Here is a 15,946-nt window from a genome sequence, read left to right as displayed (position 1 = left end):
ACTGGTTGCAGCGGGCTCCTGTTCCCGGGCCGAGCCGGTCTCAGGAGCAGCGGAATCAGGCTGGTTGGCAGAATCCATAGCAACACTTTTCCGGGATAAACGTATGATTCCTTCCCATTTAGGCTACATTCGTCCCGTATTCGTCGGAAGCGAGCTGGGCGGGGGTCGCCGATGGGGCCGTCCCTTGAACCGTGTGGAGCCACGTCGCGCATGCGCGTGCCCGCCGACGAGCTCGCGGCCTCAGCGGCACGAAGATTCCTGCGGGCCGCGCTCACCGAGAGGGCCACGGCCCGTTTCCCCGGGGTCCCGACGATCAGTGAAAGGTCGATCGACGACGCCGTGCTCCTCGTCAGCGAGCTGGTCACCGGTGCTGTGACACACGGCGGGTTCGAGGTCGAGGTGGCCTGCAGCATCGACACCGGTCCCGACTCCGCGGCGGATTGCGCGCAGGCCGAGTGGGTGGGGGCCGTGGTCGAGGTGCTGGAGCCCGGGGCCTACGGGGCCCCCGGTGGCGAGCAGGGTGAACACAGCCACGTACGCGGCCCCGGCAGACAGCTGCTGCGCGCACTGGCGGAGTCCTGGGGCATCACCTACCGGCGCACCGGGAAGGTCACGTGGTTCCGTCTGGAGTGCGCGGTGGCGGCCCCGTCCGCGACCGCGGAGCAGGGCGTCGCGGTCTCCCTCGCCAGGGCCGTCCCGTCGCCGCGCGACCGTCCGGGCCGCAGCGCCCAGTGGGCCGAGCGCGAAGGGCAGTCGTTCCTCACCGAGGCCGGAGAGCTCTTCGCCGGGCAGTTGGACGAGGACATGGTCGCCGCACTCGCCGGACAGCTCCTGGTCCCCAGGCTCGCCGACTGGTGCGGTGTATGGCTGACCACCGACAACGCCGAGATGCGGCTCTCCCATGTCTGGCACATGGACGAGCGGCGCATCCGGACCCTCCGCCTGGCACTGCAGAAGGACCGTCCCGCCGCCGGGCTGGGCACGGCCGGTGTCCCATGGCCCTGGCCCCGGTCCGCGGGCGCCGAGAACGCGGGCGGCTCGGCGCTGGCGTTCTCGCTGGTCGCGGGCGGCCGGTGTCACGGCACGCTGCTGATCGGCCAGGCGGGACTGTCCCCGCTGACGGACGCCGTCGTACGGCTCGCGGAGAACGTGGCCCGGCGCATGGCCCAGTCAGTGGTCACCGCCCGGCACTACGCACGGCAGGTGAGCATCAGCCGGACACTCCAGCGCAGCCAGCTGCCCACCTCCCTCGCCGCCATTCCGGGCGTCGACACGGCGATCGTCTACGAGCCCTGGGGCGAGGGCCAGACCGTGGGCGGCGACTTCTACGACCTGTTCCCGACAGCGGACCGCCGGTGGTGCTTCCTGCTCGGCGACGTGTGCGGCCATGACGTGGAGGCGATGTCCGTCACCGGCCTGGCCCGGCATCTCGTCAGGCTGCTGGCACGTGAGGGACACGGCGTGGAGTCCCTCCTCACCCGGCTGAACCTCGCTCTGGCGGAGGAGGCCGCCGAGGCCATGACGCTCCGCGGCGAGCGGGACGGCTCCCGCTTCCTGAGCCTGCTGTACGGGGAGCTGGAGCCCGACCCGGTTGCCGGCGGCGCACGGTGCACGGTGGCCAGCGCCGGGCACCCGCCTCCGTTGCGGCTGGCGACGGACGGTTCGGTGACGCCCGCCGCGGACCCGCAGATGCTCCTCGGCATCGAGCAGCATGCGGAGTTCCGCGCCAACTCCTTCACCCTGGCGCCCGGGGAGACGCTGCTGTGTGTCACCGACGGTGTGACCGAACGCCGTAGAGGCTCAAGGCAGTTGGACGACGACGACGGCCTGGCGAAGGTGCTGGCGCGATGCGTGGGACTCGGCGCGAAGGCCGTGGCGGAATGCGTCCGGCGAGCCGTTCACGACTTCGGCACCGAGCCGCTCGAGGACGACCTGGCCGTACTGGTGCTGGAGGCGGTGCCGGTCCTGCGGAGTGCGGGAACGGCGGCTGCGACCCTCCCGGGCGGCCGCACCGGTTGACGCGGCCACCCCGGCGGGCCGTGACACCTCCGGTGGGTGCCGCCGTCATCGCACGGGCACCGCGAGGTACTGGTACTCCAGGAACTCGTCGATCCCGACCCGCCCGCCCTCGCGGCCGAGCCCGGACTGCTTGACGCCGCCGAAGGGAGCGGCCGGGTTGGAGACCAGACCGGTGTTGAGGCCGACCATGCCCACCTCCAGGCGCTCGCTGACGCGCAGGGCGCGGTCGAGGCCCTCGGTGAAGACGTAGCCGACCAGACCCCAGGGAGTGTCGTTGGCGCGGCGCACGACCTCGTCCTCGTCGTCGAAAGTGAGGATCGCCGCCACCGGACCGAAGATCTCCGTGTCCATCAGCCGGCTGCCGGGATCGACGTCGCCGAGCACGGTCGGCGGGTAGAAACAGCCCGGTCCTTCCGGCGTACGGCCGCCGACCAGCACCCGCGCGCCGCGCTCGACCGCGTCGGCGACGAGTTCCTCGACCTTGGCACGGCCGGTCCTGTCGATCAGCGGGCCGACGTCGACGCCGTCCCGGGTCCCCGGGCCGACGACCAGCGCGCCCATGCGCGCGGCCAGCCGCCGCCCGAACTCCGCCGCCACCGACCGGTGCACGAAGAAACGGTTCGCGGCCGTGCACGCCTCGCCCATGTTGCGCATCTTGGCGACCATCGCGCCGTCCACGGCCCGGTCCAGGTCCGCGTCCTCGAAGACGATGAACGGTGCGTTCCCGCCCAGCTCCATCGAGGTCCTCACGACCGCCTCCGCGCTCTGCGCGAGCAGCAGCCGCCCGACGCCGGTGGAGCCGGTGAAGGACAGCTTGCGGATCCGTCCGCCGCGCAGGAGCGGTTCGCACACCTCTCCCGCGCGGGAGGTCGTGACGACGTTCAGGACGCCGTCCGGCAGCCCGGCCTCCTTGAGGATCGCGGCGAGCGCCAGGCTGGACAGAGGGGTCTGCGGGGCCGGCTTGAGCACCATCGTGCAGCCGGCCGCGACCGCCGGGCCGATCTTGCGGGTGCCCATGGCGAGGGGGAAGTTCCAGGGGGTGATCAGCAGGCAGGGGCCGACCGGGCGGCGGGAGAGCAGCATCCGGTTCAGGCCGTCGGGCAGGACGCCGTGGCCGCCGTCGACCCGGACGGCCTCCTCGGAGAACCAGCGGAAGAACTCCGCGGCGTAGGCCACCTCTCCCCTCGCCTCGGCCAGCGGCTTGCCCATCTCGGAGGTCATGAGGTGGGCGAGCTCGTCGGTGCGCTCGAGGATGATCTCGTAGGCGCGGCGCAGGATCTCGCTGCGCACCCGGGGTGCCGTACGGGCCCACTCCTCCTGCGCCTGCACGGCCGCTTCCTCGGCGAGCCCCGCGTCCTTCGGGCCGGCGTCGGCGACGTGGCAGAGGACCTCGCCGGTCGCCGGGTCGTCGACGGGCATGGTGGCGCCGTCCGCGGCGTCCACCCAGGCACCGCCGATGAACAACTGCGTGGGTGTGTCGGTCACGAGGTTCCTCCTGGTCGATCGGCGGCGGGGTCGAGCAGTTCCGCGAGGTGCAGGGCACGGATGCCACGGCCGCCGGCGAGGTGGTCGATCTGGGTGGCGCAGCTGAAGCCGTCCGCCACCACCGTTCGTCCGGCGGGGCCGCCGAGTCCGTCGAGGCGTGGCTGCAGAGCGAGGGCGGCGACGGCCATCGAGGTGTCGTAGTGCTGCGCCTCGAAGCCGAAGTTCCCGGCGAGTCCGCAGCAGCCCTCGGCCTCGTCGACCCTCCGTACGCCGAGTCGGCGGAGCAGGTCACGAGGCCGGCGGCCGCTGAAGGTGGCGTACTCGTGGCAGTGGGTCTGCAGGACGACGTCGGCCAGCAGCTCGGGCGGTGTCCAGTGCGGTGCGGCGAGGTCGGTCAGGGCGCCGGTGAGGGTGTGGACACGTTCCGCGACGCGACGGGCGGCGGGGGTGCCGAGGAGCTCGGGCACGTCACGCTTGAGCGCGGCGGCACAGCTGGGCTCGGCGACCACGATGGGCCGCTCGTCGCCGTTGTCGAGGCGGGCGACCGTACGGGCCATGATGTGGCGCGCGACGGACAGCTGGCCGGTGCTGACCCAGGTCAGGCCGCAGCACAGGCCGTCCTCGGCCGTGCAGGGGACTCCGGCGTCGGCGAGCACGCGGCTCGTGGCCGCGGCCACCTCGGGGCGGAAGGCGCGCGTGAAGCTGTCCACGAAGAGCAGGGCTTTCGCCGGTGTGCCGGGCTCCGCCGCGCGCAGGGCCCCGCGCAGGGCGCGCCGGGAGGCGAACGGCGGGATCCGGCGCTTGGTGGTGACGCCCGCGAGCCGGGCGAGCAGCCCGCCGAGGGGTCCGCGCAGCAGCGCGTTGAGGGGGCGGGCGGCGTGTCCGGCGAGGGCGGAGGTCAGGGGCAGCCAGCCCAGCGAGTAGTGGGAGCGCGGCCTGAGCCTCCCCTTGTAGTGCTGGTGCAGGAACTCCGCCTTGTACGTGGCCATGTCGACCCCGACCGGGCAGTCGCTGGAGCACGCCTTGCAGGACAGGCACAGGTCGAGGGCGTCGCGCACCTCGGTCGAGCGCCAGCCGTCCGCCACCAGGTCGCCGCGCACCATCTCCTGGAGCAGGCGCGACCGGCCCCGCGTGGAGTCGTTCTCCTCGCCCGTGGCCCGGTAGCTGGGACACATCACGCCGCCCGCGTCGCTACGGCAGCGGCCGACACCGACGCAGCGGCGTACCGCGCCCGCGAAGCCGTTCTCGTCGTGGGGAAAGGTGAACGTCGTGTTCAAGAGCGGGAGTTCACGCAGGGCGAGATCGGCGTCGAAGCGGGCCGGAGCGACGATGACGCCGGGGTTGAGCAGCCCCTCGGGGTCGAAGATCTGCTTGAAGGCGGTGAACGCCCGGATCATGCGGTGGCTGTACATGACCTCCAGCAGTTCACCGCGTGCCCGCCCGTCACCGTGCTCGCCCGACAGGGTTCCGCCGTGCTCGACGACCAGGGCGGCCGCCTCGGCGAGGAACCGGCGTGCGGCGGCCCGGCCGCGGTCCGTGGCGAGGTCGAAGTCGATGCGCACGTGCACGCAGCCCGCGCCGAAGTGCCCGTACAGCACCCCGGTCAGCCGGTGGGAGGCGAGCAGTGCGCGGAAGTCCCGCAGGTAGCCGGCCAGGTTCTCGGGCGCGACCGCCGCGTCCTCCCAGCCGGGCCAGGACTCCCCGCCGTCGACGAGGCGTGCGGCGAGTCCGGCGCCGTCCTCGCGGACCCGCCACAGTGAGCGCCGCTCGGCCGGGCTCCGCACGACCCGGCCGCCGGTCGTCCGGCCCCGCGTCCTGAGCACGTCCAGCAGTTCGGCGGCGCGGGCGTCGACCGCCGCCTGGCCGTCGCCGTCGAGCTCGACGTACAGCCAGGCCCGCCCCTCGGGCAGGCCGGTCACGGAGTCGTGTCCACGGCGAGCGCGCATGGTGGCGACCATCGCCTCGTCCATGCCCTCCACCGCGGTGGGGTTCCAGCGCAGGATCTCGGGGACGTCCTCGGAGGCGTCCACGACGTCGTCGTAGCCGAGCGCCAGCAGCGTGGAAGCCTGTGCGGTCGCCACCAGGCGGACCGTCGCGGCGGTGACGACCGCACAGGAGCCCTCGGTGCCCACCAGGGCGCGGGCCATGTCGAAGCCGTGCTCGGGCAGCAGGTGGTGCAGCTGGTAACCGGAGACCTGGCGCGGGATGCGGCCCAGCTCGGTACGGATCGGCGCCAGGTTGGCGTCGATCAGACGTTTCACGTCCGCGGTCAGCCGGGCGACCTGCCGTACCGCTTCGGTGTCGTCCGGGTCGGCCGCCCGCAGACCGGTGCGGTCGGCGACGGCGCGCACGCCGTCCGCCGTGACGATCTCCAGCGCCTCGATGTGCCCGCTGGTACGCCCGTGCCGCACCGACCGGTTGCCGCACGCGTCGTTGCCGATCATGCCGCCGAGGGTGCAGCGGCTGTGCGAGGAGGGGTCCGGACCGAAGGTGAGTCCGTGCCGTGCGGCCGCGTCGCGCAGCGCGTCCAGGACCACTCCCGCCTCGACCCGCGCCGTGCGGGCCACCGGATCGACGTCCAGGACCCTGTTCATGTACCGGGAGAAGTCCAGCACCGCGCCCGGCCCGACCGCGTTGCCGGCCATGCTGGTGCCGCCGCCGCGCGCGGTGACCGGCAGGCCGGCTGCGCGGCAGGCCCGCATCACCTCGACCACGTCGTCGGCGCTGCGGGGAAAGACCACGGCCTGCGGCGGAACCCGGTAGTTGGAGGCGTCGTAGGCGTAGCGGCCGGTGGAACCCGGGCCGGTCTCCACCCGCAGGCCCGGGGCGGTCCCGGCGAGCCGCGCGACCAGCGCCTCGAGGGCCGTGGCGGTGTCCGTCATCGCCGTGCCGCTCCCGATGTACCGGCCTCCACCGCGGTCGCCCATGCCTGGAGGCCCTCGTCCACCGCCGCCTCGTCGACGACGAGCGCGGGGATCATGCGTACGACCTGGTTCCACGCACCGCACAGCAGCAGGAGCAGTCCCTCGTCGAGGGCGGCCCGCTGTACGCGAGCGGCGGTCTCGGGGTCGGGGCTGCCGTCCTCGGTGACGAACTCGGTGGCCAGCATGAGTCCGAGGCCGCGTACGTCGCCGATGCCCGGTGTCCGGTCGGCCACCGCCTCCAGCCCCTGGCGCAGCCGCCTGCCCATCGCCTCGGCGTTCTCGACGAGCTTCTCGTCGCGTACGACGTCGAGGGTGGCGCAGGCCGCCGCGCACGCGACGGCGTTGGCGCCGTAGGTTCCGCCCTGGGAACCGGGCCACGCCTTGCTCATCAGCTCCTCGGGGGCGGCGATACCGGACAGCGGGAAGCCGCTGGCCAGGCCCTTGGCGGTGACGAGGATGTCGGGGGTGACACCGAAGTGGTCATGGCCCCAGAAGCGGCCGGTGCGGCCGACGCCGGTCTGCACCTCGTCGAGGATCAGCAGGAAGCCGTACCGGTCCGCCCGTTCGCGCAGCCCGGCCAGGAAGGCGCGGGTCGCGGGCACGTATCCGCCCTCGCCGAGCACCGGCTCGACGATGACCGCGGCGGTGTCGGCGGGCGAGGAGATCGTCTGGAGCGTGTGATCCAGTTCCCGCAGTGCGAAGCGGGTCGCCGTCTCCTCGTCCCAGCCGTAGCGGTAGGCGGTCGGGAAGGGGGTGACGACCACACCGCTCATCAGCGGGGAGAAGCCCGAGCGGAATCGGGTGCCGGAGGTGGTCATGGAGGCGGCGGCCACCGTACGGCCGTGGAAGCCCCCGTGGCAGACGACGATGTTGGGGCGGCCGGTGGCCTGGCGGGCCAGCCGCAGCGCGGCCTCGACGGCCTCGCTGCCGGAGTTGGTGAAGAACAGGCTGTCCAGGCCGGCCGGCAGCACCTCGCCGAGCTTGTCGACCAGCCGCCGCAGCGGCTGGTGCATGACGGTCGTGTACTGGCCGTGGACGAGCGTGCCGACCTGTTCCCGCGCCGCCTCGACGACCCTGGGATGGCAGTGCCCGGTGCTGGTGACGCCGATGCCGGCGGTGAAGTCGAGGTAGCGGCGGCCGTCCTCGCCGTAGAGGTGGACGCCCTCGCCCCGGGCCGCCACCACGGGAGTGGCCTGGCGAAGGTGCGGCGACAGTGCGGTCATGTTCGTCTCCCGGCGGGTTCGTCGGTCTGCTCCGGTCCGTCGAGCATCTCCGCGGGCCGGGACGGCGCCAACGCGCGATCTGTCCGGCCGGGACGCGGCATCCGGACGTTGTGTCAGGCGCGTCGGGTCCCGTCCCCTCCGGTCCGCCTCGCGGACGCGGACTTTCAGGACTCTTGCGCAGGTCAGCGACGCTTGTCAGAGTGACGGGGCACCGTCCCGGGCTCTCGGGTGTCACTGGAGCCGGGATCTTGCTGGAGGCACCGTGAGCGAGAACCACCCCACGGCCCCCGGGCCCGGCGCCCGCGGTCCGGACGCCCGCACGCCGGGCCGCGCCCCGGACACCGCGGGCCGCCCGCTCACCGTGGCCGAGGTCCTGGCCCTCCCCGTCCTGGCCGCCGGTCGGCCCCAGGTCGTCACCGGGACGTCCCGGCTCGACCGCCCCGTCCGCTGGGTCCACATCACCGAGCTGACCGACCCCGCCTCCTTCCTCAAGGGCGGTGAACTCGTCCTGACCACCGGCATGCCCCTGCCCGGCGAACCGGCCGGCGTACGGCGCTACGTCGACGAACTGGCCGACATCGGCGCCGCGGCCCTGGTCATCGAACTGGTCCGCCGCTACCACCGGCCGCCCGACGCCCTGGTCCACGCCTGCCGGGCACGTGGCCTCCCCCTCGTCACCCTGGCCCAGGACGTCAACTTCCTGGAGGTCACCCAGGTCGTCCACGCCCTCATCCTCGGCAACCAGGCCGAGGTGATGCGGCGGACCCAGCGCGTCCACGAGGCGTTCACCGCCCTCACCCTGCGCGGCGCCGGACCGGAGGAGGTGGTGCGCGCCGCCGCCGAGATGAGCGGCCACACCGTCGTGCTGGAGAACCTGGTCCACCAGGCGCTGATCTGCCGCCCGTCCGCCGACACGGTCGAGGCGGCGCTCACGGACTGGGAACAGCGCTCCCGGGCGACACCGCCCGCCGGCCACACCACCGTCTCCGGTCCCGAGGGCTGGCTCACGGCGCCGGTGGAGTACCAGGGCGAACGCTGGGGCAGGGTGGCCATGCTCCCGGCACCGCCCGGCCCGGCCGCGCCTTCGGACCTCGGCCGGTTCGGACCCGAAGCCGTCACCGTCCTGGAGCGAACCGCGATGGCCCTCACCATCGCCCGCCTCGCCCACCCGACACCCTGGGAACACGGCGCGCACCGCGGCGTCCTGCGCGACCTCGTCGAACAGCGCCACCGCTCGCCGGCGGACGCCCGCGCCCGGGTCGCCGCGCTGGGCCTGCCCACGAAGGACTCCCGTTTCGTCGCCGTGCTGGCGGACGTCCGGCACGCCGACGACACGACGAAGGCGGAGGAACTCCTGCCCGGGGAACTGAGGAAGAAGGGAACGCAGGCCCTCGTCGGCCTCCTGGGACCGACCCGCCTCGGCATCCTGCTGTCCCTGCGCCCGGACCAGCCTTGGCGACCCGCCGTCGAAACCCTCAGCCGGACCGCACTCGACCTGCTGCCGGGGACGACGGTGTGCGCGGGAAGCGAGGCGGCGGACCTCGCCGGCGTCGCCCGCTCCTTCCGCGACGCGACCCGCGTGGCCGAGGCCACCGAGCCCGGCAGGCCGCTCCCGCCGGGGCGCTCCTACCACGAACGATCCGACATCGGCCTGCGCCGCCTCCTCTTCGCACTCCGTGAGGACACCCGGATCCAGGACTTCGCCGAACGCCGGCTCGGCCGACTCGCCGACCACGACGCCCGCCACGGCACGGACCTGCTGACCACCTTGCGCCACTACCTGGACGCGGCAGGCAACAAGACGGTGGCCGCCCGCTCGGGCGGTCTGTCCCGCGAGACCGTCTACCAGCGCCTGCGCACCGTCGAGCGGCTACTCGACTGCGACCTCGAGTCCGGTGAACAGCGCACCGAACTGCACGTGGCACTCACCGCGCTCGACGTCCTGCGGATGCGCTGACCGGCGTCACCCGGGCCGTCTCGATCGCTTACGCCCACCGTCAGGGAAATCGGCGCAACCGGAATTTGCAGGCTGTTGGGCGGCACTTTGCAATGGCGTAGTTGCCGTTGACGCAGTGGCGCAGATCAGGAAAGGCAAGGACGAGGAAAAGGGTGGAAACACCGTTTGACCAGTGTGTCAGCCCTCACACCCCCGCAGGTTTGACGGAGGTTTCTTCCTGTTTTCCCGGTTCCTCTGTTGCTTTTTCAACACTTTGACAGCGTGGTCGACCGGTTCCTACTTTCCTTGTGCGCCTCACCTGTACGTCTGAACGACATTTCCGCAAGGAAGGCCCCCACATGACCACAGCCGTGACGACGAGGACCATCGCGGACCTGCTGCACGACGCCGCCCGCAACCATCCCGGGGCCGGGCTTCGCTATCCCCGCAACGTGGACGACCTCCACGCGTCCCCGCAGAGCTACCCCGAACTCCTCGACGCGGCCCGCTCGGTCCTCACCGGCTTACGGGAGCACTCCCTCGCGCCCGGTGACAAGGTCGTACTGCTGCTGGAGAACCCACGGGAGTTCCTCGCCGCGTTCTGGGCGTGCCAGCTCGGCGGGTTCGTCCCCTGTCCGATGGCCCCCCTCGGGGGCGACCCGGAGCGGTGGTCCGCCCAGCTCACGCATGTCGACACCCTTCTCGACCATCCGCTGGTCGTGACCAGCGCCGCCCTGGTCGCCGAACTCCCTTCCGCCGCCCACCTGTCCGTCGTCCCGCTGGAGGAACTGCACGCGGACCGGCCGGCCGACTCCTTCCACGAGGCCGCCCCCGAGGACACCGCCGCCCTGGTCCTCACGTCCGGCTCCACCGGCAACTCCAAGGCGGTGATGCTCAGCCACGCGGGCCTCCTCGCCTCCATGGCCGCCAAGAACGGCTACCACCGGCTGACCGCGGACGACATCAGCCTCAACTGGGTCTCGTTCGATCATGTCGCCGCCCTCCTCGAATGCCATCTGCTGCCGTTGTCCACGGGCAGCAACCAGGTGCACGTCGAGGCGCCCGTGGTGCTCCAGGAGCCGCTGAACTTCCTGCGGATCATCTCCCGCTTCGGCATCACCATGACGTTCACCCCCAACTTCCTGCTGGGCCTGATCAATCCGCAGGCGGACCGGCTCGACGACGAGGACGGCGACGGGATCGACCTGTCCCGGCTGAGGCACGTCATCAGCGGCGGCGAGGCCGTCGTACGCACCACCGGCGAGACCTTCCTCAGCCGCTTCGCACCCTACGGGCTGCGTGCCGACGCCCTCTGGCCCGCGTTCGGCATGTCGGAGACCTGTGCGGGCAGCATCTACTCCACCGGGTTCCCGGCCGCCGACCAGGGACAGGAGTTCGCCAACCTGGGTCGGCCGGTAGCGGGGCTGAGTATCCGGATCGCCGACGAGGAGCACCGAGAACTGCCCGCGGGGGAAGTGGGCGAGCTGCAGCTCAGGGGCCCGATCATCACCCCGGGCTACTACAACGACGAGCAGGCCACCCGGAACGCCTTCACTCCCGACGGCTGGTTCCGCAGCGGTGACCTCGGGCGGCTCGACGACGGCCGGCTCACGCTGGTCGGCCGCAGCAAGGACAGCATCATCGTCAATGGCGTCAACTACTTCAGCCACGACATCGAGACGATCCTGGAGGATCTCGACGACGTGGCCCGCTCCTACGTCGCCGCCTTCCCGACCCGCGCCCCCGGCAGTGACACCGAGCAACTCGTCGTCGCCTTCCACCCGGAGTGCGCCGACGGTGACGAACTCGCGCTGTACCGCGTGCTCAACGCGGTGCGCGGCACGGTGGTCATGCACTGGGGTTTCCGGCCCGCGCGGATCCTGCCGCTGCCGAAGGACGCCTTCCCCAAGACGAGCCTCGGCAAGATCCAGCGCGCGCTGATGCGCAGACGGCTGGAGGCGGGAGCGTACGACGACGTGACGGCGCACGTCGAGGATCTGGTGCTGCGCCGGCTCGGCGGCTACACCGCCCCCGCCGGCGACACCGAGAGGGTCCTCGCCGGTATCTACGCCGAGATGTTCGACACCGATCCGGACCGTCTGAGCGTCACCGCCAACTTCTTCGACCTGGGCGGCACCTCGCTCGACATCCTGCGTCTGCGCTCCCTGGTCGCCCAGCGCCTCGGCGCGCACGACCTGCAGGTCATCACGGTGCTGCGAGCGCCCACCGTACGGGCGCTGGCCGCGCACCTCGACCGGGCCGAAGACGTGGAGCAGGAGTACGACCCGATCGTCGCGATGCAGACCACGGGCGACAAGACCCCCCTGTTCTGCGTCCACCCCGGTGTCGGAGAGGTCCTCGTCTTCGTCAACCTCGCCAAGTACTTCGTCGGCGACCGGCCCTTCTACGCGCTGCGTGCCCGCGGTTTCAACCCTGGTGAGAAGCCCTTCGAGAGCTTCGCCGAAATGGTCGACACGTACGTCACGGCGATCCGGTCCCGGCAGCCGCACGGCCCCTACGCCGTCGCGGGGTACTCGTACGGCGGTGCCGTCGCCTTCGAGATCGCCAAGGTGCTCGAGGCGCAGGGCGAACGCGTCGACTTCGTCGGCAGTTTCAACCTGCCGCCGCACATCAAGTACCGGATGAACGAACTGGATTTCATCGAGACCGCGACCAACCTGGCGTTCTTCCTGGACCTCATCGACAAGAAGCAGTCTCTCGAACTGCCCGCCCGGCTGCGGTCGTTGCCGGTCGAGGAACAACTCGCCCACTTCATCGACCACGCGCCCGAGGGGCGGCTGGCCGAACTCGACCTGGACCTTGAGAAGTTCAGGGCATGGGCGGAACTCGCCGACAGACTCACCGACCTCGGCCGCGGCTATTCACCCAGCGGACGGGTCCGTTCGATGAGCGTCTTCTACGCCATACCGCTGCGCGGCTCCAAGGAGGACTGGCTGAACAACGAGCTGCGCCGCTGGGACGAGCACGTCACCGGCGAGAACCGGTACATCGACGTGCCCGGCGAGCACTACACGCTGATGGGCCCCGCGCATGTGGCGACCTTCCAGTCGATCCTGCGCAAGGAACTCGACCGCGCCCTCGGCGACGCCTGACCCCACCACCACTGGAGTGATACCGCTTGAACGGCAAGAAGATCCTGGTGACCGGTGCCACCGGACAGGTCGCCGGACCGGTGGCCAAGGCCCTGGCCGACGGCAACGAAGTATGGGCGCTGGGCCGCTTCGGCGCCCCCGCGGCGGAGGCGGAGCTGACCCGGCACGGCATCCGCACCTTCCGCTGGGACATGGACGACACGAGCGCCCGCTCGCTCAAGGGCCTGCCGGAGGACTTCACCCACGTCTTCCACTCCGCGGTACGGCGCGGCGAGGACGGTGACTTCAACACGGCCGTCGAGGTCAACTCCGTCGCCGCGGGACGTCTGATGACGCACTGCCGTACGGCGGAGGCGTTCCTCTACGTCTCCACCGGCGCGCTGTACGCCCGCCAGACCCTCGACCACAAGTACACCGAGAACGACCCTCTGGACGGCAAGGCCGACTGGCTGCCCGCCTATCCCGTCGTCAAGATCGCGGCGGAGGGCACGGTCCGGGCCTTCGCCCGGACCCTGGAGCTGCCGACCGTCATCGCCCGTCTCAACATCGCCTACGGGCCCGGGGGTTACGGCGGCGTACCCATGCTCTACTTCAAACGCATGCTCGCGGGCGAGCCGATCCCGGTCCCCCTCGAGGGCCAGAACTGGACCTCGCTGCTGTACACCGACGACCTCGTGGAACAGGTCCCGCACCTGTGGAACGCGGCGGGCGTGCCGGCGACCCTGACCAACTGGGGCGGCGACGAGTCCGTCGGCATCACCGACTGCGTGCGCTACCTGGAGGAGCTGACCGGGGTGACGGCGAACCTCGTCCCCAGCGAGGTCACCCGCGAGACCTACCAGTTCGACCCGACGCTGCGCCGCTCGCTCACCGGACCGTGCAAGGTCTCCTGGCGAGAGGGCATCCGGCGCACCCTCGCTGCCATGTACCCCGAGTATCTGAAGACCGAAGGAGCGGACCGGACATGACCGGGAGCACCGATCCACTGGCACCCGTCCATGCCGCCTACGCGGCCTTCGCGGCCCGCGACGTGAGCGCGCTGCTGGACGCCTTCGACCCGGACATCGAGTGGGTGCACCCCGAGGGCATGGCCCGGTACGGCCTCGGCGGCACCAAGCACGGGCACGCCGGCGTCAAGGAGTTCCTCACGCACGTCCCCACCGTCCTCGGCGGCATGCGGCTGCACCCGACGGAGTTCGTCCGGGAGGGCGACCGCGTGGTGGTCTTCGGCCACCGGGACATCGTCTCCCTGAGCGGCTACACGGAGACACAGCCGTTCGTGCACTCGTGGGTGCTGCGGGACGGCAAGGCGGTGCGCATGGAGGACATCTTCGACACCGTCGCCTTCCACCGTGTGATCGAGACCTGACCCACGGCATGACGTGGCGCCGCACGATCCCCGGACGGTTCACTCGGGCGGGCGGCGCAGCTCGTCGGCCGCCTCCCGGACGGCCGGGAGCAGGGCGGCCACCGGTGGGCTGTCCAGGGCGCCCTCGCGCACGACGAGAGTGATCCGGCGGACGGGCCGGATTCCCTCGAGGGTGACGCGGACGACCGGGTGGCCCGGACGGTCCGGAACCAGGTCGGGCACCAACGCGACGCCCCAGCCCAGCGAGACCAGTCCGAAGACCGCCTGCATGTCCCCGATGTCGGAGACGATGTCGGGGACGAAGCCGGCGCCGGCGCACAGGTGCAGGGCCAGCTTCCCGAGCCGGGACCTACGGTCCAGGAGCCACGGCTCTCGCGCGAACTCGGCGAGGGCGCGCGTCCCCTCCGCCCCGGCCAGCGGATGGCCGGGCGCGAGGACCAGACGGATGCGGTCGCTGATCACCTCCTCCTCGTACAGTCCCGGCACCGCGGGCTCGGGCACCTGCGGATAGCCGGATGCCAGGACGGCGTCGAGCCGTCCCAGGCGGACCGTCTGACGTCCCTCGTCGGGGTCCACTCCGTGGAGGGTGATCCGCAGTTCCGGATGCCGTTCGCGCAGCCGGTTCAGCGCCGGCACCAGCAGCGCCGGTCCCTCGTGCAGCGGTACGCCGACCCTCAGTTCGCCGGTGACCTTGCCGTCCTCCCGGGCGAGGAGTTGCGCCTGAGCCGTTTCGAGTGCGGCGAGGATCCGCTCGGTGTGCTCCACGAGCAGCCGCCCGGAGGCGGTGAGTTCGGCTCGTTTGCTGCCGCGGTCCAGGAGCGCGGTGCCGGTCTCCGCCTCGAGGGCGGAAAGTTGTTGGGAGACCGCCGAACGGGTGTAGTTGAGGGCCTGGGCCGCCGCGGCTATCGATCCCCGGGCCCCCACCTCGCGCAGCAGCACCAGCTTCCGTACGTCCAGCACCGTCATCCCCGCTAACGCATCCGGTTACGAAGTATCACGCCAGATTACGGGACAGAAGCCGGTGCGGTGACTTCAATGGAGTCGGTTCCGTTCAACGCACCGTCCACGCAAGGGGTTTAGCCGTGCCCACACTCCTCCACCTCGACTCCAGCCCCCGCCAGGGCTCTGTCTCCCGCCGGATCTCCGGCGAGTTCGCGGAGGCCTGGCGGAAGGCCAACCCCGAGGCGGCGTACGTCTACCGCGACCTGACCGCCGACCCGGTCCCGCACATCGACGACGCGCAGATCCAGGTCATGCACCGCCTCGAGACGCAGGGCGTCCGTGACCTCGCGGAGGCCCGGGAGGCCGGTGCTTCACCCGAGGAGAAGGCGAGTTGGGCGGTGACCTGGCCGCTGATCGAGGAGCTCCTCGCGGCCGACACGATCCTGCTCGGCGTCCCCATGTACAACTTCTCGGTGTCGTCGGCGTTCAAGGCGTGGTTCGACCGGGTTCTGATCCCGCCGCTGATCCTCGACCCGGTCTCCGGCGAGGGCCCGCTGTCCGGCAAGAGGGTCGTGGTGGCCTCCGCGCGCGGCGGCGCCTACGGTCCCGGCACCCCCCGCCACCACTGCGACCACCAGGAGTCGTACCTGAAGGCGGCCCTCGGCATGGTGGGCCTCGCCTCCGACCTGACCTTCCTGCACGCGGAGCTGACGAAGTCGGCGCACGTGCCCCGGCTCGCGCATCTGAAGGACGTCGCGGCCGGCTCCTACGAGGCGGCGCTCGACAGCGCGCGCGGCCTCGGCGGAGCCTGACGGGTCGCGGGGCGGGGACCGGCCGAGGGGCCCGGGCGACCGCGGCCCGGTCTACCTGAAGCTGAGCCACCTCCCCGAGGAGTCGGTCTCCGCTCTGGAGTCCATCCTGCACTCCACCGAGAT

At 71.7% G+C, this 15,946-nt stretch carries 10 protein-coding genes; 6 read left to right on the top strand and 4 right to left on the bottom strand.

Annotated elements, in window-relative coordinates; genetic code table 11:
- Window positions 1-210: 210 nt before the first annotated feature.
- A complete protein-coding gene (locus ACWC21_RS36575; RefSeq protein ID WP_450888437.1) occupies window positions 211-2,019 on the top strand; it encodes a SpoIIE family protein phosphatase in 1,809 nt (602 codons plus the stop codon).
- A gap of 45 nt (window positions 2,020-2,064) precedes the next feature.
- Here the strand turns inward: ACWC21_RS36575 and ACWC21_RS36570 are convergent, their stop codons facing one another.
- From ACWC21_RS36570 to ACWC21_RS36560, 3 genes are read right to left on the bottom strand one after another with little or no spacing between them, the layout of a single operon-like run.
- Window positions 2,065-3,504: an NAD-dependent succinate-semialdehyde dehydrogenase gene (locus ACWC21_RS36570; protein WP_450888435.1), complete on the bottom strand. Its 1,440-nt coding sequence runs from the start codon at window positions 3,502-3,504 to the stop codon at window positions 2,065-2,067.
- Complete coding sequence (locus tag ACWC21_RS36565) at window positions 3,501-6,386, bottom strand: FAD-binding and (Fe-S)-binding domain-containing protein (RefSeq protein WP_450888433.1); 2,886 nt, start codon at window positions 6,384-6,386, stop codon at window positions 3,501-3,503. The genes ACWC21_RS36570 and ACWC21_RS36565 overlap by 4 nt, the downstream gene beginning before the upstream one ends.
- Complete coding sequence (locus ACWC21_RS36560) at window positions 6,383-7,651, bottom strand: aspartate aminotransferase family protein (RefSeq protein WP_450888431.1); 1,269 nt, start codon at window positions 7,649-7,651, stop codon at window positions 6,383-6,385. The genes ACWC21_RS36565 and ACWC21_RS36560 overlap by 4 nt, the downstream gene beginning before the upstream one ends.
- Before the next feature lie 262 nt (window positions 7,652-7,913).
- Between ACWC21_RS36560 and ACWC21_RS36555 the strand changes: the two genes are divergently transcribed.
- The 4 genes from ACWC21_RS36555 (at window position 7,914) to ACWC21_RS36540 (ending at window position 14,069) form a co-directional block, all read left to right on the top strand.
- Complete coding sequence (locus ACWC21_RS36555; RefSeq protein ID WP_450888429.1) at window positions 7,914-9,608, top strand: PucR family transcriptional regulator; 1,695 nt, start codon at window positions 7,914-7,916, stop codon at window positions 9,606-9,608.
- Between the two features lie 338 nt (window positions 9,609-9,946).
- A complete protein-coding gene (locus ACWC21_RS36550; RefSeq protein WP_450888427.1) occupies window positions 9,947-12,700 on the top strand; it encodes an alpha/beta fold hydrolase in 2,754 nt (917 codons plus the stop codon).
- Window positions 12,701-12,726: 26 nt separating this feature from the next.
- Entirely contained in the window at window positions 12,727-13,668 is a 942-nt protein-coding gene (locus ACWC21_RS36545; RefSeq protein ID WP_450888425.1) for an NAD-dependent epimerase/dehydratase family protein, read from the top strand.
- The gene (locus tag ACWC21_RS36540; protein WP_450888423.1) at window positions 13,665-14,069 is read left to right on the top strand and encodes a nuclear transport factor 2 family protein; all 405 of its coding nucleotides are present in this window, start codon (window positions 13,665-13,667) and stop codon (window positions 14,067-14,069) included. Before ACWC21_RS36545 ends, ACWC21_RS36540 begins: the two co-directional genes overlap by 4 nt.
- A gap of 39 nt (window positions 14,070-14,108) precedes the next feature.
- Here the strand turns inward: ACWC21_RS36540 and ACWC21_RS36535 are convergent, their stop codons facing one another.
- Complete coding sequence (locus ACWC21_RS36535; protein ID WP_450888421.1) at window positions 14,109-15,035, bottom strand: LysR family transcriptional regulator; 927 nt, start codon at window positions 15,033-15,035, stop codon at window positions 14,109-14,111.
- A 116-nt stretch (window positions 15,036-15,151) separates the two neighbouring features.
- On the opposite strand from ACWC21_RS36535, the gene ACWC21_RS36530 reads away from it, so the two are divergent.
- Window positions 15,152-15,823, top strand: coding sequence for an FMN-dependent NADH-azoreductase (locus tag ACWC21_RS36530; RefSeq protein ID WP_450888420.1), 672 nt, complete (start codon window positions 15,152-15,154; stop codon window positions 15,821-15,823).
- Window positions 15,824-15,946 lie beyond the last annotated feature (123 nt).

This window comes from Streptomyces sp. NPDC001348 (assembly GCF_053597535.1).
This window is presented reverse-complemented; position numbering and strand designations above follow the sequence as displayed.